Raw genomic sequence first — 24,757 nt, forward strand, 5'->3', positions numbered from 1 at the left:
GCCCGAGCACTTAGACCGTTCGTCCGACTTGTCCAGACTTTAGGCGTTCACCCCACCCCTGGAGGCGCCTCCCCTTTCGACGCCCCCCGGGCGCCGCTCACGATCCACCCCAGGGCCAAGCCTCACTCCACACCGCACCCACGGCCACAGCACCCGGCATCGACCGGCACCACGACCTCACGCTCCGCGAACCCACTTGATCCCGCACAGCGTCCCCCTCCAATCCAACCGACTCCCCGGCCGGTGACAGCAGCCCCGATAAGCGGAATCATCAAATCCCCTCAGCGGAACGGGAGTTCGGGGTTGCGATCCAGACTGAACTGCCGCTAGCTTCTACGGTGACGCAGAATTCGTCTCGCTCGCAGAACCCGAACTTCGAGGGAAAGCGGGCGACCGGGGGAGAACTCCGCTCGGATTTACCTTCGGGTGACAGGGGACCGGTGTGTCCAAAGCCAGTCGACAACTTCATCAACCTCACGCAGATACGTTTTCTCCAAAGGGTGGCGGCCGAAGAATTTCACCCGCTAGCGTGTTTGACTGGAAAAGAATCTCCGCTAAGGACAAACAACCGCTCCACGGGGGACCTGTACGCTAATCAACCCCCTGTGCGATCGCAAGAGACAGGGGTGGGGAACCCGATGGATGAGCAGGACTGCGAAAGCTGCCACTTGGAATCTTTCCGGGAACTGGGCGGATTCGAATTGAGGGTTCAGCTGGCGGCAAGCAAGGCCGAGGTAGCGGGGATCCTTTACGAGCACGACCTTTCCGACGAGGAATTCTCCGACAGGTTCCCCGAGTTGGCCAAGCTGGTTCGGGATCTGCCGGACGACCCCCTTCACCTGGCCTGACGCTGCGGGACACAGGGAACTTCCAGGCTTCCAGAGCCCGTCACCGCCATGAAAGAACGCCTTCGTCCGGGAACCGGATCAACCGGATCGTGGAGGCGCACTGACGCAATCCGGCACCGCAACAACGGGGGCCGGCTGTCTGAAGTTGGCAGCCGGCCCGCCAATTTCGCCTTCGCTCGAACCCTGACACCCCAGGAGTGTAGAAGCAGTGCGACCTTCATCCTCTTCGGTAATTCAAACAGTTCTCGAGCAGTCCGATCGCGTCCTGCAGACGTACGCCGTGGATGCCGGCCTCGTAGCAGAACACGCCAATGGCGAGCGCCGTATCACCCAGGGCGGATATGGCGATCGCCAGCTTTTCGAGCTCGTTCAGAATGCGGCCGACGAAATCGCCGACGAGCCGGGCGGGCGCGTCCATGTCGTTCTCACGGACGCGTATTTGTACTGCGCAAACGAGGGAAATCCAGTTACTCCTGAGGGCGCGGAAACAATTCTCCGAATGAGCATGTCGAAGAAACGCGGAGGGCAGATCGGCCGATTTGGCGTCGGCGTGAAGTCGGTCCTCGTGGTGACCGACACTCCCCAGTTCTTCAGCCGCAGCGGAAGTTTCGGATTCGACCGCGCCTGGTCGTACGGGCAGATCAAGGCAGTTCCCGGTGTCACGGCACGGTACGGCACGGAGTTCGACGCCCCCGTGCTGCGGATGGCGCGCCCGCTCGACATGCAGTCCGAGCGCGCCGGCGACCCCGTCCTGAACGAGCTGCTGACCTGGGCTACCACCGTCGTTCGCCTGCCCCTGCTCCCGAAGGCCGGTGATCGACTGGGCCGGGACATGCACGGTGGTCGCGCCAAAGACCACGGAGAGCTCCGGGACGAGTTCCCCGTCGGCTTCCAACTCTTCTCGCCGCATGTCGCGAAGGTCGTGCTGGAGGACCGCCGTCCCCGGCCCGTTGCCCGCCGGACACTGACCGCCCAGCAGACCGGCGATCTGCACACCGTGATCGAAGAGCGGACCGGGAAGGCGGTCGCCACCGAAAAGTGGCGTGTGTTCACCATCACCCACGAGCCGGGCCCGGCTGCCCGTGCAGACGCCGGTGAACTCCACGGCCGGCTCTCACTCGAACTCGCCTGGGGTGTCCCCGCCCAGGAGAAGGATCCTGAGAGCGGTCTGTACCTCAGCCCGCGCTCGCGCGGTCGTGGCAAGTTCTGGTCCTTCTTCCCGACCAAGTACGAGATGTCACTCAGCGGCATCCTCAACGGCGCCTGGAAGACGAACGAGGACCGACAGAACTTGCTCGACTCCTCACCGTTCAACCAGGAGATGATCAGGGTGGCGGCGAAGCTGGTCGTCGACTCCCTCCCCTCTCTTGCTCCCTCCGAGGACCCGGCCGCCTACCTCCCGCTGCTGCCGGGTCGTGTCAAGGAGGCGATCAGCTGGGCCGACGAGTTCCTGACTCGAGAGATCTGGGCCCGCACCGCGGACCGCCCGTCGCTTCCCGACCAGGACGGAGTCCTGCGCTCACCGTCCGATCTGCGTATCCACCCACGGCTCGACAAGGACCTGAAGAAACTGTCCGGCTGGCTGCGGATGTGGCACGAGTGCCCTGGGCGACCGTCGAACTGGCTGCACCCGAGCGTCGAAGCGGACCCTCTGCGTTCAGGCAAGGTCGAGCACATTCTCGCTGCGGCAGGGCATGGGCGGGTCGACGTGCGCGAATGGCTGGAGGCCCTGGTCGCGAACGGTACACCCGAGGCCTCGGCGGTAGCGATCAGGATTCTCGCGGACATGGTCGAGTCCCGTTCCCCGTACGCAGAGGAGGCTCACAAGGCGCACATCGTGCTCACCGAGGAGCACGGTTTGGTTGCCCCCGTGCCCGGCAAGGTGTTCCGTCGCGCCGACCAGGGTGGGCTACGCGAGTCCATGGTGTACGTGGTCGATGCGCTCGCTCAGGACCCGTCGCTGGCACATGCACTCAACGTCCTGGGCATTCGGGAGGCGGACGTCGAGGGGCGGTTCGTCAGCGTTCTCGACCAGGGCTTCGATCACTACAGCGAATCCGACTGGGAGCGGTTCTGGGAACTGTTCCGCCAGGCCGGGGTGCGGCGGCTCGCCCACAAGGTCCTGGAGCGGGTGCCCGCACCGCGCTCGACGCTGCGCGTACGGACCGCCGACCGGCGGTTCCGACCGATCGAGGACTGCATGCTGCCGGGTGTCGTCGTCGACGCCAAACGCGACCGGAGCATCGCCGTTGATATGGAGTTCCACTCCGACGACACGCCCTTCTTCTCCCAAGTCGGCCTTCAGGAGCGACCTACCGCCGGCATACAGCCCACGACCGATGAGGCCTGGTTCGAGGAGTACCGGGAGGCCGTCCACGCCGCCTACCTGCGCGGCCTGAACAGTCATGCTCCCCGTCCCACACTGAACCGTATGAAGGTCGAGGGAGCCGCGATCGGTGGCCCGCTCCACCTTTTCCGCGCACTCTCCGAGGAGTCCCGCGCAGCCTTCCTGAAGGTGCTCCCCGACGACGCCGTGGTGGACAACTGGACCCGTCAGGTCGGTGCGCAGACCAACACCCGGCAGGCCGTCATGTCGCCGATCCGCTGGATGTTGCAGAAGTACGGCACGGTCGCCACCTCCCAGGGGATCAAGCCGCTCAAGGAAGCCGTCGGCCCCCAGCTCGCCGCCTACCGCGACGTGCTGCCGGTCGCCGACCTTTCCCCCGAGAAGGCGCGCAAGCTGCGCCTGCCCACCACTGTCGACGAGGTGCCCTCCGACCGCTGGAACACGCTCCTCGACGAGGTGTCCCACAGTGAGGACGACGCCTTCGTCGGCGCCACCTACGTGATGCTGACGCGGTTCGAAGCGGACTTCCCAGAGGACTCCCTGACCCGTTGCCGGATCGGCGACACCTGGGGCACCCGCCCCGATGACGAGATCACTCTCGCCGTCAATGCCACCGAATACCGGGCGCTCCGTGCCGAGCAGTTGCCCGCGTTGCTCGTGCCGACCGCCGAAGACGCCGAACTGATGGTCGAAAAGTGGGGCATGCTCCGCTACAAGGACGTGATCAGCCGGGAGACCCGCGAAGTGGCCGAGGGCGACGCGGTGCCGCTCGTCGAGCTGTACCCGGGCCTGCGTCAACGCCTGAACAGCGGGAACCGGAACAGTCTGGTGCAGCGCTGCACGGAGCTGGACGAGATCACCCGCACGCCCAACGGCACGCGGGCCACCCCGTTGAAGGCCGCCCGTCAGGGTGACGTCGTCAAGGTCCGCGTCCCGCTGGACCCCGAGCAGATGCTGCTCCTGATCGACCACGAACTCGGGCTCGGGCTGGGACCGGCCGGCTGCCGGGCGGTGCTGGAGCACCAGGACCGCATGGCACGGGACAGTGCGATGCAGGCCGCGCAGAAGGCGGTACGCGAGGCCGAGGACGTGGTCTCCAAGATCGAGCTGCTGATCGGCGCGGACGCGCTGCGCGCCGGGCTTCCCGAAGGGTTGATGGAGGCCGAGCTGCAGGCGACCGGCGGCGTGGAGCCGTCCGGTCACCGGATCGCGCAGATGGCGTTCAACGCGCATGGCGACGGCGTGCTCCATCAGCACGCCCGGGACATCCAGGCACGGTTCCCGAACGCACCGGTTGGTTACACGGGTTCGTCGGCGGCCATCGCTTTCGTCTCAGATCTCAGGCTGCCCGGTTCGTTCGCCGGTTCGCGGAATCCGTCCCCGCCCGTGGCCGAGACCGTCGAAGGTCCTCGGGACTTTCCGATCCTCCACGGCTACCAGGAGGACCTGGTCCGCAACATCTCCACCATGCTCGACCGACTGGCCCCACAGCGCGGCATGCTCTCGCTACCCACCGGCGCGGGCAAGACCCGGGTCACCGCCGAGGCCGTGATCCGCTGGGTCAAGCGCGTCGGAGACCTCAAGGGTCCGCTGCTGTGGATCGCGCAGACAGAGGAACTGTGCGAACAGGCCGTCCAGAGCTGGAAGTTCGTGTGGAACAAGGTCGGCCCCCAGGGCCCTCTCACGATCAGCCGACTGTGGAACAGCAACGAGGTCGGAGACGTCGTCGACCACCCGCACCTGGTCGTCGCCATCGACGCCAAGCTGGAGCGGTGCCTGGACACCGATCAGTACGCATGGCTGCGCCAGGCCGCGCTGGTGATCGTGGACGAGGCGCACACCGCCATCTCCAAGCGGTACACCCAGCTCCTGGGCCAGTTGGGCCTCACCCAGTACGAGACCGAGCGGCACCTGCTCGGCCTGACCGCGACCCCGTTCCGCAACACCAACGAGGAGGAGACCCGTCGCCTGGTCAGCCGCTTCGGCAACCGACGCCTCGACGAGGGCGTCTTCCCGTCCGGTGACCCGTACCGAGACCTCCAGGAGTGGGGCATGCTCGCCCAGGTCGAGCACCGCACCCTGGAGGGTGGCCGGATCGAATTGACCCGGGACGAAAAGACGCATGCCGACCGGATGGCGGTGCTCTCCCGCTCGGCAGAGCAGCGACTCGCAGACGACCACGAGCGCAGCCGTCGCATCGTCGACTCTGTGGCCGAACTACCGGAGGACTGGCCGACGCTGCTCTTCGCTACCTCGGTGGACCACGCCAAGTACCTGGCGGCGATGCTCAACGACCGCGGTATCCGATCCGCCGCCGTGGACTCGACCACCAGCACCCAGGACCGTCGCAACCGCATCGAGAACTTCCGAAACGGTCACATCCGTGTACTTACCAACTACGGTGTTCTCACCCAGGGGTTCGACGCTCCCGCCACCCGCGCTGTGGTGGTGGCCAGGCCGGTCTTCAGCACCAACGTGTACCAGCAGATGATCGGCCGCGGTCTGCGCGGCCCCCGGAACGGCGGCAAGGACAGCTGCCTGATCCTGAACGTCAGCGACAACATCGAAAACTTCGACACCCAGCTCGTCTTCACCCAGTTCGAGCACCTGTGGAGCAGCAAGTGACCGACGCCTACCTCGACAGCCCCCCGCTCACCGACGAGCAGCGGGCCGTCGTCGAGCAGCCCTGGGGCGCCCGCGTCCTGGTGACCGCCGGTGCGGGGGCCGGCAAGACCCACACGCTGGTGCGGCGGCTCGACGCGCTGTGCGGGCACGAGGATCCCGAAGAGGCGCTGGAGGCGTCCGAGATCCTGGTGCTCACCTTCTCCCGGGCGGCGGCCCGGGAGTTGCGGGAGCGGATCGCCCGGCACGGGGAGCGTGCGCGTCGGGTGCGGGCGCAGACCTTCGACGCCTGGGCGTACGGGCTGCTGCGGCAGGCGTACCCGGACATCGATTGGGGTGCGGCCTCCTTCGTGGAGCGGATCGAGGGCGCTGCCCGTGCGGTCGAGAAGGGGGCTGTCGAGGCGGGCGATGCCGTACCTCCCTCACACGTGGTCATCGACGAGGTACAGGACCTGCTGGGCGACCGCCGGGACCTCGTGGAGGCTCTGCTCGACCGGTATCAGGAGAGCTGCGGCTTCACCGTGGTCGGCGATGCCGCGCAGTCCGTCTACGGCTTCCAGATCGCGGACCTGGCCGAACGCGCCGACGAGACGGGACGGTTCTTCGACTGGCTGCGCGCCTCCTACGCGGACGACCTCGTCGAGCTCCGCCTCACCGGGAACTTCCGGGCGGTCACCCCGGAAGCCCGGATCGCGCTGGGACACGGGCCTCTCCTGCAGCACGTCACCGATGCCGACGAGGCCGCGGCCCGCTACGAAGAGCTGCGCGAACTGCTGCTCGCCCCGGCGAACGGCATGGGCGACCTGACCGACCCGTTCACGCTGGACGGACTGCGCATCTTCCCCGACACCTGCGCGGTCCTCGCCCGTGACAACCGGCAGGCCCTCGTTGTCTCCGAGCTGCTCCACGAACACGGCGTGGAGCACCGGCTGCGGCGTCCTCTGGAGGACCGTCCGGTGCCGTACTGGGTGGCCGAGCTGCTGCGCCGTACCGACTCCGTCACGCTCTCCGAGGATCGGTTCCGCGCACTCCTCGCGGAGATACCCCTGCCGTACGAGCCGGACCTGGACACACTGTGGGCCGTGCTGCGCCGGGCTGCCCGAGGCCCCGGGCGTGGTGTTCTCGACCTCGACGTGCTGCGCCGCCTGGTCTCCGACGGCCGCTTCCCCGATGAGCTGGCCATCCCGGAGAGGGAACGGATCGTCGTCTCCACGGTCCACCGCTCCAAGGGACTGGAGTTCGACCGGGTGATCGTCCTTGCCCCGCCGACGACCGCCGAGCTGCGCAAGCAGTTCAAGGAGCAGCTGGACCTGCCGGCCGAGGCCCGTGCCCTGTACGTTGCCATGACCCGGGCCCGCCAGGACCTGTACCACGCGAATCCGCCCACGCTGCCGATCTTCAAGCGGGCCGCAGGCAGGCCGAACGGCCGCAGGTTCCTCGGTGGTTGGAAGTCGTACGACCGGCAGGGGATCGTAGGCGAGTCCGGCGACGTGTGCGCGGACAACCCTCCCGGCCACGAGACCGACGCCGTGGCGACCCAGGCCTACCTCCTCGAGCACGTCGCCCCCGGCCATGAGGTGGTGCTGCGCAGGCGCCACGACCTGCCGCTCGGCGAGTGGCAGAGCCCGGCGTACGTCCTGCTGCACAACGGGCGGGAGATCGGCGAGGCCTCGGAGCGGTTCCGGCAGGAACTGTTCCAGGTGCAGAAGGTGAGCCGTACGTGGGACCCCTGGTGGCCCGACGAGATCCACGGGCTGCGGGTGGACACCCTGGAGTCCGTCGCGGGCAGCACCGCCGCCGGCGCCAACGCCGGCCTCGGTGACCGGGGTGTGTGGATCGCGCCCCGGATCACCGGTATCGGAAGGTACCGACGGGCGAACGACGACGAGGAGCAGCGCGCATGAGCGACACGGAGAACCGGCACGCCGAGCACTACCGGGTCCGGGACGAGGAACTGTTGGTGGGCCTCCGCCGCGAACTGCTCGGCCCCGCCCCGGACGCGGCGCCGGAGGACCGCGCGGAGGTCCTCACCCAGGACGCCCCCATCGACCGCTATCTGACCGGCGTCCTCTATCCGAGGCCGGTGGACGACAAGGCCAAGGAGCGGATGGCGGACGACGAGCGCGAGCAGGATGGTACGGACAGCGAGCCCTTGCGTACACGCGACAATCTTGAGGAGTCCGGGACCGCGCAGGAGGTCGGCGCCGCCGGATCCCGTCGGCCCTCCTCCATGGGGCTCACCTTCGCGGTCCGCCCGGCCATAAGCGGCGCCGTCGTCGTCGCCGCACGGGCCGCCGTCTACCGGCCCACCGATGCGGACGGCAAACCCGTACCGGCCCGGCGGGCCGAGGCCCGCACCACGTCCGACCAGCAGGAGCACTGGCGGCGCGAGGAGCTCGCGCTGCCCGACACCACGGTGGACGTGACCACACCCGCCCCCGACCTGCGATTCGACCTGGCGAAGGGGGTCGCACTGCGGGTCAACGTCCGTCGTCCCGACAGGGCCACGAAGACGGTGACCCTCACGGTGACCCTGGTCAACACCCACAAGATCGGCGAGCGGGAGCTGCAGGACGCGTTTTCCCTGTTCCAGTGCGGGCTCGTCATCCGTGCGGCGAACGGCTCCAGTGCCTTCGTGGAGCGTCCCGCCCCCGAGGTCGCGCACGATCCCGAGGTCGCCACCAGCCGACTGCTCCACCGGCACGCCCCGACCTTCGCCGTCGGCCACGGCTGCGCCGCCGAGTGGGACTGGATGCCGCCGCCGATCGGCGTGACGGACTCCGAGCCGGCCGGTGTGCCCGAGGTCCGGAGCGAGTTCGTGCCGACCGTGGAAGTACTGCTCACCGACTCCAACCCGGAGATCGACAGTTCCGCCCTGTCCATGGTCGGCCTGGCGGAGCGTCCCGACGGCGAGGTCCTGGCCGCGCTGGAGGCGCTCGCCGCGGGCTACGAGCGCTGGATCGACCGCAAGAAGGTCGAGACCGCGGGCCTGGATCCGGCGTACGCCGACGCCGCCGACGCCCAGCTCCGCGCCTGTCGCGAGGCTCTGGAACGCATCCGTGAGGGCATCGACCTCCTGCTCACCAAGCCCGACCTGATGCGGGCCTTCCGTCTCGCCAACCGGGCCATGGCCGAGCAGCGGGCGCGCAGCGCCTGGGTGAAGGGAGGCCGCGTCGGATCCCCCGAACTGGACAAGGCGTACTGGCGTCCGTTCCAGATCGCCTTCGTCCTGCTCTGCCTGGCCGGCATCGACTCCCCCGAGCACCACGACCGGGAGGTCTCCGACCTGCTGTGGTTCCCCACCGGTGGTGGTAAGACCGAGGCGTACCTCGGCCTGATCGCTCTCACCTCGTGCCTGCGTCGGATCCGTCTCGGAAAGAAGGGCGGCGGGGTCACCGTCTTGATGCGGTACACCCTGCGGCTGCTCACCCTCCAACAGTTCGAGCGGGCCGCGATCCTGCTCTGCGCCATGGAACGGATGCGTCGCGACAACGAGTCGGAGCTGGGCAAGGAGCCCTTCTCCCTCGGCATGTGGGTCGGCCGCTCCGCCACCCCCAACACCTTGGAGGAGGCGGCCGGCCGGTTGGCCGAGCTCCACAAGGACCTCGACAAGCGCTTCGCCACCGAGAACCCGGTCCAGTTGCACGCCTGCCCCTGGTGCGGCACCCGCCTCGACGCCCGCTCCTACGAGGTCGACGAGGAAGCGAAGCGCATGCACGTCCGCTGCCCGGGTACGGACTGCGACTTCGCCCGCGGACTGCCCGTCCACCTGATCGACGAGGCGGTCTACGACGCACGGCCGACGCTGGTCATCGCCACCGTCGACAAGTTCGCCTCCATGCCGTGGCGTCCTGCCACGGCCGCTCTCTTCAACCGGGACGATCCGAAGGACCGTACGCCGCCGCCCGAGTTGATCATCCAAGACGAACTCCACCTGATCTCTGGGCCGTTGGGCACGCTCACCGGCCTCTACGAGACCGCCGTCGACGAGCTCGCCGGGCGCCCCAAGGTGATCGCCTCGACGGCGACCATCCGGCGCGCCGCCGACCAGGGCCGCAGCCTCTTCGACCGTGAGGTCCGTCAGTTCCCGCCCGCCGGCCTGGACGCACGGGACTCCTGGTTCGCCGTGGAGACCCCGCGCGCGGAAAAGGCCAGCCGTCGTTACGTGGGCCTCCTCGCCCCCGGCACCAGCCAGTCGACCCTCCTGATCCGCACGTACGCGACTCTGCTGCACCGGGCGCAGCAGGCGGAGACCTCGGACGAGGTGCGGGACGCCTACTGGAGTCTGGTCGGCTACTTCAACAGCCTCCGGCTGCTGTCGGCCGCCGAACTGCAGGTCCACGACGACGTAGTGGCGTATCTGGAACTTCTCGCCGCGCGAGAGGGGACCACCGTCCGCTCCACCGCCAACTACTCGGAACTGACCAGCCGCGTCGACGCCAGCGACATCCCGGCCCGTCTCAAGGGCATCGAGCGGAAGCTGCCCGACCCGGACACCGTGGACGTCCTGCTCGCCACCAACATGATCGCGGTCGGTGTCGACGTGGACCGGCTCGGCCTGATGGCGGTGATGGGCCAGCCGCAGACCACCGCCGAGTACATCCAGGCCACCAGCCGTGTCGGCCGCGCCCACCCCGGCCTGGTCGCCGTCATGCTCAACGCGACGCGGCCCCGGGACCGTTCGCACTACGAGAACTTCCTGCGCTTCCACTCCGCCCTGTACCGCGAGGTCGAGTCCACCTCCGTCACCCCGTTCTCCGCCCGGGCCCGCGAACGCGGCCTGCACGCGGTGATCGTCGCGCTGACCCGGATCCTGATCCCGGAGGCCCGCCCGAACGAAGCCGCGGGCCGGGTGGAGTCCTACGAGCACCTGATCCGCGAGGACATCAAGCCGGTCCTCCTCGACCGCGTCCGCGCCGTCACCCCCGAGGAGACCGAGGCGGTGTCCCGCGCTTTCGACGAGTTCATCAACCGGTGGCTCGACGAGGCGGACGTGCACAACGGTCTGCTCTTCGAACCGAAGAAGGGCAGACGCAGCCCTTCTCTCCTGAAGTCGTACAACGACGAGGCCGAGGATCGCGAGGCCTGGCCGACCCTGTGGAGCCTGCGCGACGTCGACGCCGAGTCCGCCCTGTTCATGGAGGCAACCCGATGACCCCGCCCCCCGCACGCCGCCGTCGTTCCGGCGCGGACGGCTCCGCCCCCGCCCGCAACCTGCCGCGTCGAGGCGCGGTCCGTCGCGCCCAGGCGATCACCACGTACGGTGTCGGCTCGCTGATCGCCGTCGACCACGAATCCTTCGTCGTCTCCGGGCTGGACGGCGCCGACGAGCACTGGAACGCGGACGAGGCACCGCGCGTCTACGAGCGTCGGCTCGCCCGCATCCTGGACGTCGAGCACTTCCGGCTGCCGCCCGCCTCCGACGACTCCAGCAAGGACGGCCTCCGTGTCCGCCGCTTCCCTCTGATGCACTCCTGCCCCGAGTGCAACGAGCTGCGTCGTCACCGCGACTTCAACCCGCCGCCCGGGAAGAGCGTCTGCGGAACGTGCGAGGCGGACCTGGTCCCTTCTCGCTTCGTCATCGCCTGCGAGGCCGGACACCTCGACGAGTTCCCCTACTGGCACTGGGTCCACCGTGCCGCAGGGCGCGGGACGTCGACCGCCGAATCGTGCGGTGGCACGCTCACGCTGCGTGCCTCCGGCCGCAGTTCCTCGCTCCGGTCGATCCGCGTCTCCTGCAGTTGCGGCAGCGTGCCCGAGGTGTCGATGGAGGGCTCCTTCCGCAGGAGCGCCCTCAAGGATCTCGGCCTGCGCTGTCGCGGCACCCGTCCCTGGCTCGGCACCTCCGTGCCCGCCGATTCCTGCGGCCTCACCCCGCGCACGCTCCAGCGCGGTTCCTCCGCCGTCTGGCAGCCTGTGCTGAAGTCGGCGCTCTCCATTCCGCCGTGGAGCGACGGTCGTGCCGATCCCCTCACCCCGTACTGGGACCAGTTGCGCAAGTTGAGCAGCCGTGCCGAGGTCGAGATGTGCCTGAAGTTCGCCTTCGGTGGGGAATGCCCCGTCCCTCTCGACGAGGTGATGGAACTCCTTGCCGCCGAGCAGGAGGAGGACGCCGACAGCGACAAGGCCCCCACCTTCGACCACCGCTACCGCGCCCTGCGCAACAAGGAGTACGAACGGCTCCGGGCCGGCAACGACGAGCGCGAGCGCTCCCGTAAAGAGCAGTTCATCTGCGAGACGCCGCTCGGCGACCCGGCCGCCCTCGACGGTCTCGGCGTCACCGGACCCATGCTGGTCAAGAAGCTCCGCGAGGTCCGCGCTCTCAAGGCGTTCACCCGCCTCACCGACCCCGACTCGACCACCGAGGCGGACGAGGCTGCGCTCTCCTCGGCCCGGCTGAACTGGCTGCCCGCCATGGAGGTACGCGGCGAAGGTGTCTTCCTCCGGCTGGCCGAGAGCCCTATCGCCGCCTGGGAGAAGCTCACCGCCGTGACGGCACGCGCCGAGCGCGTGCGTCGCGCCCACCAGCATGTGATGGAGCAGCGGGCCTCCGACCCCACCCAGGTGCAGCCGTCCCCCGCCACGCCCCGCATGGTGCTGCTGCACACCCTGGCCCACGTCCTGATCAACGAGTGGAGCCTGGACGCCGGATACCCTGCCGCGGCCCTCCGTGAACGCCTCTACGCCGACGAGGAAATGGCGGGCCTGCTCATCTACACCGCGACGAGCGACTCGGCGGGCAGCCTCGGTGGTCTGGTCGCACAGGGCGAACCCGAACGACTGGCGGGCACCATCCGCTCCGCGATCCGTCGGGCCTCCTGGTGCTCCGCCGACCCGCTCTGCGTGGAGTCCGAGGCCTCCGGAACCGACGGCACCAACCTCGCCGCCTGCCACGCCTGCGTGATGCTCCCGGAGACGAGCTGCGAGCACAACAACATCCTGCTCGACCGCGCGCTGCTCGTCGGCACCCCGGAAGATCCTCACCTGGGCTTCTTCGCGAACATACTGGCTCACTAGGATCCGGCCCGCAGGGGGACGCCGACACAGATCGGCGCTGCACCGCGCCGGGTGGTGCAGCACCGACCCTCTGTGCGCGGCCTCCTCGATGGGACTCTCCTGGTCGGTGCACTGAGGGGGCCTGCGTGGGGGTTCTTCCATCAGGCGCTCGATCTGTGAGCAAACTGTCCGCCGCAGCTGCCCAGTTCAGCTTCGAAGTGGGTCTGGGCCCGGTCGAGGGCCTCATCCGGATCACAACCGTGCGCCCGGAGCCAGTGGAGTAGATCGGCGATGGCATCGACCGCCGTCGCCTCTGCCACGGCCAGGCTCAACGGACTCCGGTCGCGGCTCGCCGGGCGAGGCAGCTTTGCCGCTTCGTAGAGGCCGAGCATCGCCTCGACCCGTGTCACGCGGGCACCGCCGCTGTGGCCGTCGGGCGAGCACAGCCCGGTCGCCAGCTCGCACCAGGTCACCTTGCGGTCAGCGCGGAGTTGGACGCCCCAGCGGTCGGCCATCGCGTCGACGAGTGCCATGCCTCGGCCCGACTCGGAGTCCGTGGTCGCGTTGAGGAGTGTCGGCAGGGCTCGGGTGTCGGGGTCGTGCACCTCGATCCGTACATATATTCCGCTCATGGAGACGCTGAGAGTCGCCGGGGTGCCTGCGCCCACGTGCGTGATGACGTTCGAAACGAGTTCGCTTACGCAGAGTTGGGCGGCCTCCACCGCCTCGTGGAGGCCCCAGAGGCCCAGGTGCGATCGCATGATGCGGCGCAGAGCCGACACCGCCTCCGGTTCAGCTGTGAAGTCCAGATCCCACGGCTTCCTCGACATGCAAGCAGTGACGCCGTCCACGAGCCCTCCATCCACGTTCACCGGAATGCGCCTTGCAACCGGGCCCATACTCAGAGTTGCACTGGAACTCTCGAAATGGAACTCTCATCAACGCTGGGCTGGTGCATGGTCAGGGCTCGCGCGCCCCCGGCGCGCACCACCTTGCCGCGCCGCCCCGACACGGCCCACGATCTGATAGATCGCCACGAAGGGTGTCGGACATGGCAGTGGGACCAACAACGCGCAGGCGTCAACTGGGCGCCGATCTGCGCCGCCTCCGGGAACGCAAGGGCCTGACTCTGGAGGAGGCGGGCGCGCGCGTCGGCATCTCCAAGGCGACGCTGAGCCGCTACGAAACCAAGGAAGGGTCGGTCAAGTGGCCTGCTGTAGATGCTCTTTGCCGTGAATACGGTGCCTCCGACGAGGAGCGTTCCGCCCTGGTCGAGCTCGCCAAGGGCGCCAAGATCCAGGGCTGGTGGCGATCGCTTGCCGATCCCATCCCTGACTCCATGAACCTCATGCTCACGCTTGAGGACGAAGCGGTCCGAGAAGACCACTACGCGTCCATGTATGTCCCGGGCCTCCTTCAGACCCGCGCCTACGCGGAGGCAGTCCATCGCGCCTCCGAGATGCGCTGCCCCGAATCGGAGGTTCAGCACATGGTCGACATCCGCATGAAGCGACAGGAGCTCCTCCAACGCGAAGAGCCTCCGCACATCTGGGCCGTGATCGACGAAGCTGCACTGCGACGTCTCGTAGGCGGGCGCGACGTCATGCGGGAGCAGCTGAGGCATCTGCTCTCCGTCACCGAACTACCGCAGGTCACCGTCCAGGTGCTGCCGTTCGCCACAGGTGCTCACGCTGCGGCCGTCGGAAGCTTCGTCATTCTTGGCGGACCGGCCGCCGAACTGGACGTGGTGTATGTCGATGTTCTGGGCGGCGGCCTGTTCATGGAGAAGCCGAAGGAATTGGAGCGCTATAGGCTCGCGTTCCAGTACCTTCGCGCACAGGCCCTTGATCTTGAGTCGTCGGCCGAGCTCATCCGCCGTATAAGCAAGGAGTGCTGATGCCCACTCAGCAAGGACCGGACTGGTTCACGTCGTCATACAGCGGTGGCAGTGGTAACGAATGCGTGCAATGCGCGCACACCGGCACCGGCATGCTCGTACGTGACTCAAAACTGCCTGACGGCCCGCGCATCGAGATCTCGGCGGAGGCGTGGACCCAGTTCTTGGCGGTCGCGCATGGCATACGGCCCTCGTAGGGCCACCTTTGGCAATTCTCGGCCATCTGCACCTAAGTTGACTGCGCACACGTCAGCGGCAAGAGCACATGTGGGTTCCGAGTCTCACCGACCGTTCCTTTATCTCCCGGTTTTGGCCGGGTTCGGGTGAGACTCAGAACCCAATTGGCGAGCACTGAGGCGTAGGCCCGGGCTGCGTGGCCTGCCTGTTCGGGCTGCTCACGACCGCGGCGCCCCACTAGGGCACGCCTCGGGAAACGTCACCGGAAGACCGATCCTCTTCATGCCGCTCTGATACTCGGCCACCCCCGGCAACTGCTGCGTCGCCGCCGACCAGATCACCGTGTCGCAGGTCCTCGTGTCGCAGTTGCCGCCGAACGTCAGGAAGTTCTCGCTCGTCACCGACTTGCACTGGCACAAGGCCTGTTGAGGGTTGCGTGGGTCGATCAGGCAGACCACGTCGAGGCAGTTGCCCCATTGGCCGCTGGACGGGCAGGTCATGGCGCGCGTACTGCTGGCGATGTTCTGGACCGAGAAGTTGGAGAAGAGTTTGTCGCCCGCCGGGGCGCGCTCGGCGCATGAGGTGAGGCCGGCGGAGTAGCCGTCCTGGATCTCGCAGCGGCAGATGACGATGCCGGGGTCGGTGGGCGACGGCTCGCACGCGGCCGAGGTGCACAGGGCGTAGCGCTGGTCGCACAACCAGGTGTCGCCCTCCTTGAGTTCCTTCGGCCGCCCGGAACCGGTGGGGGTCGGGCTGACTCCGGACGGGGCTGCACCCGTCACGTTGCGGGCCGCCGCGCAGGCCGAGGCGAATGCGGGGACCAGCGTCGCCGAGGCGTACAGCACCGCCCGTCGGGCGATGGTCGACCTCGACCTGCCTCGGGGCTTCAGTGCGTTGGTGAGCAGCTCGCCGATCTCCGTCGCGCCGATCGCGGGGGCGGCCATGACGATTCCCTCGGCGTCGATCAGTACGGCGCTGGGTGTGGCCGTGATTCCGTACGCCGCGAGCACTTCCCGGTGGGGGTCTGCCAGGAGGCGTCTTGGCCCGGTGCCGTTGCCGTCTGCGGCGGCGACCGGGCGCGAGCCGCCGCTCACGACTGCGATCGTCAGGCGATCGCCGTAGCTGTCCTGCCATCGGGCCACCTCGGGAAGCAGCGCGGTGCAGGCGCCGCACGCGTGATCGCTGAAGAGGAGGAGCAGCGGGCGGCGTGCCGTCAGCAGACGGTCCCTCGTCCACCGCTGGTGCGACTCGTCCTGCAGCGCGAAGTCGGGTGCGGGCATGCCCGGCCGTACCTTCCTGCTGCGCTTCCTCCACTCCCCCCACAGGCCGGCCCGTCTGTCCACTCCCGCCCGGTCGGCTCGTACCGCCCTGCGGGCCAGTACCGCCCAGGCCACTGACGTCGCGACCGCCGCCACTGCGAAGAGCCAGGCGAAGTGACCGCCGGCGGCGACGAACCCCGCGAGTGCGGCAAGAAGCCCGTTCCGTGTGACAGTCGGCCATCCGACCGGAGCCGCCTGCAGCGCGCCGAAGCAGTGGCAGGCAGGGGTCCGCCCTCGTGACACGTTCAGAGCGATGGCGACGCTGAAGACCAGCAGCAGTCCCAGGGCCGCCAGCGCTCCGCCGCGAGACCACGGGCGTACGGCCAGAGCCACGGTGACGGCCGACTCGCACGCCACCAGGAGCCACCCGAGAGGCGCCGCGGCCCGGGTCGGCAGACCGAAGTCGGCGATCGCCCGGCGCAGGCCGCGGCGGTCGGTCAGCTTGGCGACCGCCGCGACTCCGAAGACGGCGGCGAGTGCGATCGCTGCCACACGGACCATTCCGTTCACCCCACATCGCTCTCGGCACAGCACCTTCGACATGGGGACACGAGGCCGCCCTGCGGGTCGCCCCGTGACGCCCGCGACTCAGGCGTACCGACCCTCGCGCGGGAACAGCCGCCGGGCCCTGGAACAGCACCCGGTTGGCTCGTCAACAGCAGCCGTGTGGCTCGGCAGCACCAGCCGTGTGGCTCGTCAGCCCAGCACCAGCCACGCGGTCAAGCACCGGCCAGGAAGTCCTTGACCAGCGTGTACAGCCGAGCCGACTGGTCCAGATGCACGTCGTGGGCCGCGTCCGGTACGACCGCGAGCTGCGTCGTTCCGGGGCGGCGCGCCGGCATCTCCGCCGCCTCCGCCTCCGGCATCGTGCCGTTCGCGCCCCGTACGACGAGGGTCGGGCAACGCACACGCTCCCATTGGTCCCAGTACGCGCGCGTGGCGAGTTCGGCGACGGCCGAGACCATGACGTCGCGGTCCACGCGCGCGTGCCAGCCGTCGGGGCGCTCTTCCAGGCCGCGCGCCCAGGCCTCGTTACCGAAGAACTGCTCGGCCTCGGCAAGGGACTTGAAGGGGGTCGGCCAGCCGTCCAGCCAGTCGCCGATCTGCTTCGGGAGATTCGGGTTCGGGCCGCCCGGGCCCGCCTCCACCAGGATCAGGGCGTGGACCAGGTCGGGGTGCGCGGCCGCGGTGAGCAGCGCCGTGAGGCCGCCGAGCGACTGGCCCAGCAAGGTCACCGGGGCGAGGTCCAGTGCGCGGATCACGGCCACCGCGTCCCGTACGCATGCCGCTCGCGTCATGTCCGGCGGGCGGCGCGTGCTGGCGCCGTGGCCCCGGGCGTCGTACGCCACCACCCGGTGGCCGTCGGCGAGCAGCAGCTCCGCCGACGCGTCCCACTCCCCCATGTGCCCGGCCAGGCCGTGCAGGAGCAGGACCGGTGGGCTGCCCGGGCCGCCCCGGTCCCGGTACGCGAGCCGGACCCCCTCGTGCTCGACGACCTCATGTTCGACGTGCTCCATCGTCGGTATCCCCCTTCCGAACTGCCGTCCGGCCCGGCGTAGCCTGCAGAAACAGACCGACAGGCAAGGAGACAGGTCATGGCGAAGGTACAGAAGGTACCGTCCGCGGTCGTGGCGGCGAGTGGGCTCATCGGCGGCTACGGCGTGGCCCGGTGGACCAAGAAGCGCCAGCTCGGCGGGGCCGTGCTCGCCGTGGCCGGGGCCGCCGCCGCACAGCAGTGGCGGCGGCAGGCCGGGGGCAAGGCCGCAGGGGCGCTCACCGGCGCGTACCTCGCCGCCTTCGCCGGGTCGCATCCGCTGGCCAAGAAGATGGGCGCCTGGCCCGCCGTGTTCTCCGTCGCGGGTGGCGTCGCGCTCGCCTCCTGGGCGATCGCCGACCGTCGCGCTTCGTAGCCGGCCGGCCCGGTCGAGGGTGGGGGCTACGCCCCGAGCACCCGCGACACCGTATAGATCAACAACCCGGCCAGCGAACCCACCACCGTGCCGTTGATCCGGATGAACTGCAGGTCACGGCCGATATGGGCCTCGATCTTCTTCGAGGTGTGCTCGGCGTCCCAGCCGGCGACCGTGTCGGTGATGAGGGACGTGATCTCGTCGCGGTAGGTCGCGACCACGTACACCGCGGCGCCCTCGATCCAGCCGTCGACCTTGCTCTGCAGGCGTCCGTCGACGGCCATCCGGGCGCCGAGCGACAGCAGCGAGGCCCGCACCCGCAGGCGCAGCTCGCTGCGCTCGTCCTCCGCCGCGGCGACGATCATGGCGCGGACGGCGGACCAGGCGGACGCGATGAGGTCCTGGACCTCGCCGCGGCCGAGGACCTCCCGCTTCAGATACTCCACGCGCGCCCGCGTGTCCGTGTCCGACTGCAGGTCGACGGCGAAGTCGGCGAGGAAGCGGTCGATGGAGCCGCGCGCGGGGTGCTCGGGCATGTCGCGCATCTCGGTGACGAAGCGCACCAGCTCCTTGTAGACCCGCTCGCCGACCTTCTTGTCGACGAACCGGGGGGTCCAGCCGGGGGCGCCGCCCTGCACCGCGTCCATGACGGAGTCGGCGTGCTCCACGAGCCAGTCGTGGGCGCGTACGCAGACCAGGTCGACGACCCGTTTGTGGCCGCCGTCCGCGACGATCTTCTCCAGCATCTTGCCGAGGCCGGGCGCGATCTCCTGGACGTCGGCCCGCCGGGTGATGGCCTCGCCGACGACGGCCTGGACGTCGGAGTCGCGCAGGACGGTCAGGGCGCCGCGCAGCGCCGCGGCCAGCTCGGCAGTGACGCGGTCGGCGTGCGAGGGCTCGGCGAGCCAGGCGCCGAGGCGGCTGCTGATGCCGACGGCGCGCAGCCGTTTGCGTACGACGTCCTTGGACAGGAAGTTGTCGCCGACGAACTCGCCGAGCGAGACGCCCAGCTGGTCCTTCTTGGTGGGGATGATGGCGGTGTGCGGGATGGGCAGGCCGAGGGGGTGGCGGAAGAGTGCGGTGACCGCGAACCAGTCGGCCAGGGCACCGACCATGCCGGCCTCCGCGGCGGCGGCGACATAGCCGGTCCACGGGCCGGCGCCGGAGCTCTCGGCCCACTTGGCCAGGACGTAGACGATCGCGACGAACAGCAGGAGGCCGCTCGCGGTGGCCTTCATACGGCGCACGCCGCGGCGCTTCTCCTCGTCGGCGGCGTTGTAGGTGAACCCTTCGGGGGACACCTCGTGTGACGGTCCGGCGGCACGGGCATGCTGCCCCGTGTCCAGGTCCGCTTCATCCGCTTTCGTACGTTCCATTCGATCCACCGGCCCGTTCGACCCCTTGCCGTCGTCGCCGTTGTCGCTGCTGTCGCGGCTGTCGCCCTTCTCGCCGGCATCACCGCTGTCGCCGCCCCCCGTACGCATTGTCCCTTCCTGCTCCCTCCTGTGCCCTTCTCCCCCTCGTGCCGGCGCCCGCGCCGTGTGCTTCAGAGCACGCCCTCTACTGACCGACTCCCGGAACGCCCCATGAGTTCCCGGCGTCTGAGAGGTCGGGGGTGCCGTCTGCCGCCCTCCACCCCATGCCCCATCATGGGGAGACCAAGATCGGAGCCTCGGGCTCCCATTGCCTGAGGAGAAACGCACCGCATGACCAAGCGTCATGGTTATGCCTTGCTCGCCGCGATCGTCGCGGTGGTCGTGGCGGTCTCGACCGCCATATATCTCGGCGTCTCGCGCGCCGACACCAGCTCCCAGGACACCCTGGCCGGGCCCCGGAACCCGCAGAACTCCGCGGCTCCGGCCTCCGCCGGAACCTGGGTCGGCTCCTGGGCCACCTCGCCCGCGGCCGCCGAGCCCGGCACGGGGCAGGAGGGGCTCGCGGGCCACTCCGTCCGCAACGTCGTGCACACCAGCGTCGGCGGCACCAGCGCTCGCATCACGCTGTCGAACCTGTACGGACAGCAGCCGCTGACCATCACGCACGCCTCCATCGCCGTGGCCGCCGCGCCCAGCAACGCGACGGCCGCGGCCGGCACGCTGCGGCGGCTGACGTTCTCCGGCAGCACCTCGGTGGTGATCCCGGCGGGGCAGCAGGTCGTGAGCGACGCGGTACGCATGGAGGTGCCGCACGACACGGACATGCTCGTCACGACGTACTCGCCGACCCCCTCAGGACCGGTCACGTACCACCCGCAGGCCCGCCAGATCTCGTACGTCGCGGAGGGCGACCGGACCGAGAACGTGAGCGGCGCCGCGTACACCGAGCAGAGCCCGTACTGGCGGTATCTGACCGCGCTGGACGTGCTGAGCAACGAGTCGACGGGCACGGTCGTCGTCATCGGCGACTCGATCACCGACGGGGTGACGTCCACGGTCGGGGCCAACCACCGGTGGACCGACGTCCTCGCGGACCGGCTCCGTGACGAGTCCGGCGCGCCGCGCTACAGCGTCGTCAACGAGGGCATCAGCGGGAACCGCATCCTCGCCGACGGGCTGGGGCAGCAGCGCACCACCGGGCAGGGGCAGGCCACCGACAACCCGAGCGGGCTGTCGCGGTTCGACCGCGACGTGCTCAGCCGTACGGGCGTCAAGGCCGTGGTCATCGCGCTCGGCATCAACGACATCCTGCGCACACCGAGCCAGACCGACCCCGACAAGATCACGGAGGGGCTGCGGGAGCTGACCCGGCAGGCGCACAGCCGGGGGCTGCGGGTCGTCGGGGCGACGCTGATGCCGTTCCAGGGGCACCGCGGGTATCTGCCCGCTCTGGAGAGCGTGCGGCAGGCCGTCAACGCGCAGATCCGTTCGGGTGGCGTGTTCGACGAGGTCGTGGACTTCGACAAGGCCCTGCAGGATCCGTACAACCCGCGCAAGCTGCGGCCGGAGTACGACTCGGGGGACCATCTGCATCCGAGCGATGCGGGGTACCGGCGGATGGCGGAGACGTTCAACCTCGCCCATGTGAAGGGCTCGGCCCCCGCCGAACTGTGACCCGCCGCGGGCCGAGGCGCTCCGGGGCTGTCAGTCCCAGTCCCCGCGACGCCGCTGCTCGCGCTCCTCGCGGCGGGCCTTCCGGCGTTCGCGGTGAAGCTCGCGGCGCTCCTCGTGCCGCTCGCGCATCAGGTCGCGGTGCCCGTCGAGCATCTTGCGGTGAGCCTCATGCACGTCGTCACGGAACGACGTGTGCAGCTCCCTGAGGGCCTCCCTGCGCTCCAGCTTCTCCTGGCGGCGTTCCTCCTTCAGCCGCTGCCTCTCCGCGCGTGTGATCTTGCGTTCGACGCCGACGCCGCCCCAGAAGGCGACGCCCGTCACGATGACGCGCGGTGCGCCGGGCTCGCCCGGCACGCCCTCCTCGCGGTGGTCGAAGCCGCCCATGATGCCGATGCCGCGGACGACGACCTCGACGCCGGGCGGCACGATGACGTTCAGGCCGCCCATGATCGCGTAGCAGTCGATGACGACCTCGCGCTCGGCGAACCGCGCCTCGCGCAGATCGATCTCACCGCCGCCCCAGAACGCGACCGCCGTGAAGCGCCGCGGCACGGTCCACCGCCCCTTGCGCTGGAAACCGGCCATGATCGCCGCGGCCCACGAGGACGTGCCCTCGCCGCCGATCCGCGGGGCCCATTCACCCGCCTCCGCAGGCGAGTCGGCGGACGGCTTCACGAGAGGCACCGCCGCCGCGCCGGCCGGCAGGTCGCGCGTGATGGGCACCAACTCCCCGTACGTACGGGCGTTGTAGGTGGCCTCCAGCCGCTCCTCGAACTCCGCCATGTCGAGGCGGCCCTCGGCCAGCGCGTCCCTGAGGTGTTCGGCGACCCGCTCGCGGTCGGCGTCGGAGGCTCGCAGGTCGGCGTCGGGGACTCTCGGATCGGTGTCGGAGGCTCGCAGATCGGGGGCGGAGACTCGCAGATCGGGGTCCTCGGGTCCCGGGTTCGCCCCGGGAGAAGGCACAGCGTCCGTCATACGGAGCAGCCTACGAGTTCTCCGCCTGCGGCTGCAGGAGGTCGCCCCCAGTTGCGTACATGTTTGCGATGACGGCCTCGATGTCGGGTTCCCGCACGGACAGGTCCACCAGCGGATACTCCGCCGCGATACGTGCCACCAGAGGTGCCGCCGACTCCGACGCGGGGAACGCCAGCCACTGGCGCGGCCCTTCGACCTTCACCACGCGCGCGGGCGGGCCGATGTCGACGGGCGGCAGCTCGCGGGCCAGGTCCACCACCAGCGTCCGCTCGCTCTCCCCCACCTCGTGCAGCCCGGACAGCGGGCCGTCGTACATCAGCCGCCCGTGGTCGATGACCATCACGCGCCGGCACAGCTGCTCGATGTCGGTCAGATCGTGAGTGGTGAGCAGCACGGTCGTGCCGCGCTCGGCGTTCAACTCGCGCAGGAACTCCCGTACTTTCGCCTTGCTGACGACATCGAGACCGATGGTCGGTTCGTCGAGGTAGAGCACGTCCGGGTCGTGGAGCAGGGCGGCCGCGATGTCGCCGCGCATACGCTGACCGAGGGACAGCTGCCGCACGGGAACGTCCAACAGGTCGCGCATCTCGAGGAGTTCGACGCAGCGGTCGAGGTTGGCGCGGTATCGGGCGTCGGGGATGCGGTACATGCGGTGCATCAGCCGGTACGAGTCGATCAGCGGCAGGTCCCACCACAGGGTGGTGCGCTGCCCGAACACGACGCCGATGTGCCGCGCCAGTCTCGTACGCTCCCGTGAGGGATCGATACCCGCGACGCGCAGACGGCCGCCGCTGGGCGTCAGGATGCCGGTGAGCATCTTGATCGTCGTCGATTTTCCCGCGCCGTTCGGCCCGATGTAGCCGACCATCTCGCCGCGCGCCACCGTGAAGGAGATCGAGTCGACGGCGCGGACCTGTTGTTTCTCCCGGCGCAGGAAGCCGCTTCTGCGCCGTACGTCGAAGATCTTCTCCACGCCCTCCAGGCGGATGAACGCGTCGTCGCTCGCGTCGCTCACGCCACTGCTGTCGTTCACGGCTCAACTCCCTGTACTGCGGTACGAACGAAGTCCCACGCGCCAGGCCGCCCCGGCCAGCGCACAGCACGCGACGGCCACCAGCGGCGGCGCGAACGCCACCCACTGCGGCAGGTCCAGCGGATAGGGCCGCCCCAGCACGTACAGCGCGGGCAGCCAGTTGACGAAGGCCAGCGGCAGGATGAAGGTGACGCCGCGCAGCAGGTCCTTGGCGAAGACCGTCGGCGGATACTGCAGGAGCGTGTTACCGCCGTACGTGAAGGAGTTCTGCACCTCGGCGGCGTCCTGCGCGAAGAACTGGAAGGCCGCTCCCGCCACGAACACGGCCGCGAAGATCGCGGCCCCGCTGAGCAGCATCAGCGGGATCAACAGCACCTTCAGCGGCGTCCAGGCAATGTCGAGGACGGCCACCGCGTATCCGAGCACCAGCAGCCCCTGGGTGACCCGGCCGAGGCGGCGAAGCGCGAACCGGTCCGCGGCAACCTGGGCGAGCACCGGCGCCGGACGCACCAGCAACACGTCCAGCGTGCCATCACGCACCCGCTCTCCCAGCCGCTCGATCGATCCCAGCACCAGATCGGCGAGGCCGAGGGCGGTGCTCGCCCCTCCGTAGAGCAACGCGACCTCCGGCAGGGTGTAGCCGCCGAGCTCGTCCACCTGCGAGAACATCAGCAGGATCGCGACGAAGTCCAGCGCGGTCACCGCGAGGTCCCCGAGCGCCGTCATCGCGAACGACGCTCGGTACGCCATCGTGGAGCGGATCCACATGCCGGCGATCATCCGGTAGGCGCGCAGCCCGTCCGTGAGCCGGGAACCAGCAGCAAGATCACCCACCCTGCACCACCACCCGCCTGGTCGCCGCCAACTGCAGCAGACGCCCGGCCCCGAGCAGCGCCACTGCCCAAGCCCCTTGGAAGGCGTACACCCGCAGGAGGCCGAGGCCCGTGTACGTCCCAAGGAACACATCGGCGGGCACCTGCAGCAGCGCCGACCACGGCAGCGCCCGCGCGATCTCGCCCAGCGTGCCCGGGAAGACGTTCAGCGGCAGCAGCATCCCCGAGAAGAACATCCCCGCCAGCCCCGCCAGCTGCACCACGCCCGCGCCGTCCATCAGCCAGAACGCGGACAGCGCCACCAGATAACGGATCGCGAAGCTGACGACGACACCGAGCGCGACGGCGACCAGGAACGCCACCCATCGGAACGGGTCCGCGGGAATCACCAAATCGAACAGCAGCCCGCCGATCGCCATCGGCACGACACCCCGGCCGAGCAGATGGAACGCGGCCCGCCCCACATCACTGGCCAGCCACCACGTCTGCAGATCCGCCGGCCGGTACAGATCGATGGCGATGTCGCCCGTACGGATCCGCCCGATCAGCTCCACCTCCATGCCACGGCCCATCACCGCCACCACCATGAGCAGCCCCTGACCGAGCCACACATACGTGAGCGCCTGCGCCTGGTCGTAGCCGCCGAGTCCCGGCCGCTCATCCCACAGCGCGATGTAGGTGTACGTCAGGATCAGACCGAAGACGGTGTTGGTGAACACCCCCGCAGCCGTGGCCATTCGGTACGTGGCG

Annotated in this window: 17 protein-coding genes; 9 read left to right on the forward strand and 8 right to left on the reverse strand. The window is 69.3% G+C overall.

Annotated elements, in window-relative coordinates:
- Positions 1-638 precede the first annotated feature (638 nt).
- The 5 genes from ACWD4J_RS10190 to drmB all read left to right on the forward strand — a co-directional run bounded on the left by ACWD4J_RS10190 (position 639) and on the right by drmB (position 12,834).
- The gene (locus ACWD4J_RS10190; RefSeq protein ID WP_451394872.1) at positions 639-848 is read left to right on the forward strand and encodes a hypothetical protein; all 210 of its coding nucleotides are present in this window, start codon (positions 639-641) and stop codon (positions 846-848) included.
- A gap of 208 nt (positions 849-1,056) precedes the next feature.
- A complete protein-coding gene (locus ACWD4J_RS10195) occupies positions 1,057-5,820 on the forward strand; it encodes a sacsin N-terminal ATP-binding-like domain-containing protein (RefSeq protein WP_451394873.1) in 4,764 nt (1,587 codons plus the stop codon).
- Positions 5,817-7,721 (forward strand): UvrD-helicase domain-containing protein, encoded by a 1,905-nt coding sequence (locus tag ACWD4J_RS10200; protein WP_451394874.1) that lies wholly within the window; start codon positions 5,817-5,819, stop codon positions 7,719-7,721. The genes ACWD4J_RS10195 and ACWD4J_RS10200 overlap by 4 nt, the downstream gene beginning before the upstream one ends.
- Positions 7,718-10,972 (forward strand): helicase-related protein, encoded by a 3,255-nt coding sequence (locus tag ACWD4J_RS10205; protein ID WP_451394875.1) that lies wholly within the window; start codon positions 7,718-7,720, stop codon positions 10,970-10,972. The genes ACWD4J_RS10200 and ACWD4J_RS10205 overlap by 4 nt, the downstream gene beginning before the upstream one ends.
- Positions 10,969-12,834, forward strand: coding sequence for a DrmB family protein (drmB, locus tag ACWD4J_RS10210; protein WP_451394876.1), 1,866 nt, complete (start codon positions 10,969-10,971; stop codon positions 12,832-12,834). The genes ACWD4J_RS10205 and drmB overlap by 4 nt, the downstream gene beginning before the upstream one ends.
- A gap of 140 nt (positions 12,835-12,974) precedes the next feature.
- On the opposite strand, the gene ACWD4J_RS10215 is transcribed toward drmB, so the two are convergent.
- Positions 12,975-13,643 carry an ATP-binding protein gene (locus tag ACWD4J_RS10215; RefSeq protein ID WP_451394877.1) on the reverse strand — a complete coding sequence of 223 codons (669 nt, stop codon included), beginning with the start codon at positions 13,641-13,643 and terminating at the stop codon, positions 12,975-12,977.
- A gap of 221 nt (positions 13,644-13,864) precedes the next feature.
- On the opposite strand from ACWD4J_RS10215, the gene ACWD4J_RS10220 reads away from it, so the two are divergent.
- Together ACWD4J_RS10220 and ACWD4J_RS10225 are read left to right on the forward strand one after the other, a co-directional pair.
- Positions 13,865-14,710: a helix-turn-helix domain-containing protein gene (locus ACWD4J_RS10220; RefSeq protein ID WP_451394878.1), complete on the forward strand. Its 846-nt coding sequence runs from the start codon at positions 13,865-13,867 to the stop codon at positions 14,708-14,710.
- Positions 14,710-14,907, forward strand: a complete 198-nt coding sequence (locus ACWD4J_RS10225; RefSeq protein WP_451394879.1) for a DUF397 domain-containing protein — start codon at positions 14,710-14,712, stop codon at positions 14,905-14,907. The genes ACWD4J_RS10220 and ACWD4J_RS10225 overlap by 1 nt, the downstream gene beginning before the upstream one ends.
- A 198-nt stretch (positions 14,908-15,105) precedes the next feature.
- Here the strand turns inward: ACWD4J_RS10225 and ACWD4J_RS10230 are convergent, their stop codons facing one another.
- Together ACWD4J_RS10230 and ACWD4J_RS10235 are read right to left on the reverse strand one after the other, a co-directional pair.
- Positions 15,106-16,698, reverse strand: coding sequence for a MauE/DoxX family redox-associated membrane protein (locus ACWD4J_RS10230; RefSeq protein ID WP_451394880.1), 1,593 nt, complete (start codon positions 16,696-16,698; stop codon positions 15,106-15,108).
- A gap of 227 nt (positions 16,699-16,925) precedes the next feature.
- Complete coding sequence (locus ACWD4J_RS10235) at positions 16,926-17,723, reverse strand: alpha/beta fold hydrolase (protein ID WP_451394881.1); 798 nt, start codon at positions 17,721-17,723, stop codon at positions 16,926-16,928.
- A 78-nt stretch (positions 17,724-17,801) separates the two neighbouring features.
- Between ACWD4J_RS10235 and ACWD4J_RS10240 the strand changes: the two genes are divergently transcribed.
- Positions 17,802-18,116, forward strand: a complete 315-nt coding sequence (locus ACWD4J_RS10240; RefSeq protein ID WP_451394882.1) for a hypothetical protein — start codon at positions 17,802-17,804, stop codon at positions 18,114-18,116.
- 26 nt (positions 18,117-18,142) lie between these two features.
- Here ACWD4J_RS10240 and ACWD4J_RS10245 read toward each other — a convergent pair whose 3' ends face one another.
- Positions 18,143-19,492: a DUF445 domain-containing protein gene (locus ACWD4J_RS10245; RefSeq protein WP_451394981.1), complete on the reverse strand. Its 1,350-nt coding sequence runs from the start codon at positions 19,490-19,492 to the stop codon at positions 18,143-18,145.
- A 330-nt stretch (positions 19,493-19,822) separates the two neighbouring features.
- Here ACWD4J_RS10245 and ACWD4J_RS10250 point away from each other — a divergent pair, with 330 nt between their 5' ends.
- Positions 19,823-21,166 carry an SGNH/GDSL hydrolase family protein gene (locus ACWD4J_RS10250; protein WP_451394883.1) on the forward strand — a complete coding sequence of 448 codons (1,344 nt, stop codon included), beginning with the start codon at positions 19,823-19,825 and terminating at the stop codon, positions 21,164-21,166.
- A 30-nt stretch (positions 21,167-21,196) separates the two neighbouring features.
- On the opposite strand, the gene ACWD4J_RS10255 is transcribed toward ACWD4J_RS10250, so the two are convergent.
- From ACWD4J_RS10255 to ACWD4J_RS10270, 4 genes are read right to left on the reverse strand one after another with little or no spacing between them, the layout of a single operon-like run.
- Complete coding sequence (locus tag ACWD4J_RS10255; RefSeq protein WP_451394884.1) at positions 21,197-22,141, reverse strand: DUF1707 SHOCT-like domain-containing protein; 945 nt, start codon at positions 22,139-22,141, stop codon at positions 21,197-21,199.
- Positions 22,142-22,151: 10 nt separating this feature from the next.
- Positions 22,152-23,174, reverse strand: coding sequence for an ABC transporter ATP-binding protein (locus ACWD4J_RS10260; protein WP_451394885.1), 1,023 nt, complete (start codon positions 23,172-23,174; stop codon positions 22,152-22,154).
- 3 nt (positions 23,175-23,177) lie between these two features.
- The gene (locus ACWD4J_RS10265) at positions 23,178-23,954 is read right to left on the reverse strand and encodes an ABC transporter permease (protein WP_451394982.1); all 777 of its coding nucleotides are present in this window, start codon (positions 23,952-23,954) and stop codon (positions 23,178-23,180) included.
- Between the two features lie 46 nt (positions 23,955-24,000).
- Positions 24,001-24,744 carry an ABC transporter permease gene (locus ACWD4J_RS10270; RefSeq protein ID WP_451394983.1) on the reverse strand — a complete coding sequence of 248 codons (744 nt, stop codon included), beginning with the start codon at positions 24,742-24,744 and terminating at the stop codon, positions 24,001-24,003.
- Between the last annotated feature and the right edge of the window lie 13 nt (positions 24,745-24,757).

The sequence above is a fragment of the Streptomyces sp. NPDC002577 genome (genome assembly GCF_053594815.1).

Coding starts and splice junctions, on each gene's coding strand:
- ACWD4J_RS10270 (WP_451394983.1), bottom strand. CDS start 24,744: ATGGCCACGGCTGCGGGGGTGTTCACCAACACCGTCTTCGGTCTGATC.
- ACWD4J_RS10190 (WP_451394872.1), top strand. CDS start 639: ATGGATGAGCAGGACTGCGAAAGCTGCCACTTGGAATCTTTCCGGGAA.
- ACWD4J_RS10265 (WP_451394982.1), bottom strand. CDS start 23,954: ATGATCGCCGGCATGTGGATCCGCTCCACGATGGCGTACCGAGCGTCG.
- ACWD4J_RS10235 (WP_451394881.1), bottom strand. CDS start 17,723: ATGGAGCACGTCGAACATGAGGTCGTCGAGCACGAGGGGGTCCGGCTC.
- ACWD4J_RS10245 (WP_451394981.1), bottom strand. CDS start 19,492: ATGGAACGTACGAAAGCGGATGAAGCGGACCTGGACACGGGGCAGCAT.
- ACWD4J_RS10255 (WP_451394884.1), bottom strand. CDS start 22,141: ATGACGGACGCTGTGCCTTCTCCCGGGGCGAACCCGGGACCCGAGGAC.
- ACWD4J_RS10220 (WP_451394878.1), top strand. CDS start 13,865: ATGGCAGTGGGACCAACAACGCGCAGGCGTCAACTGGGCGCCGATCTG.
- ACWD4J_RS10240 (WP_451394882.1), top strand. CDS start 17,802: ATGGCGAAGGTACAGAAGGTACCGTCCGCGGTCGTGGCGGCGAGTGGG.
- ACWD4J_RS10215 (WP_451394877.1), bottom strand. CDS start 13,643: ATGTCGAGGAAGCCGTGGGATCTGGACTTCACAGCTGAACCGGAGGCG.
- ACWD4J_RS10250 (WP_451394883.1), top strand. CDS start 19,823: ATGACCAAGCGTCATGGTTATGCCTTGCTCGCCGCGATCGTCGCGGTG.
- ACWD4J_RS10205 (WP_451394875.1), top strand. CDS start 7,718: ATGAGCGACACGGAGAACCGGCACGCCGAGCACTACCGGGTCCGGGAC.
- ACWD4J_RS10225 (WP_451394879.1), top strand. CDS start 14,710: ATGCCCACTCAGCAAGGACCGGACTGGTTCACGTCGTCATACAGCGGT.
- drmB (WP_451394876.1), top strand. CDS start 10,969: ATGACCCCGCCCCCCGCACGCCGCCGTCGTTCCGGCGCGGACGGCTCC.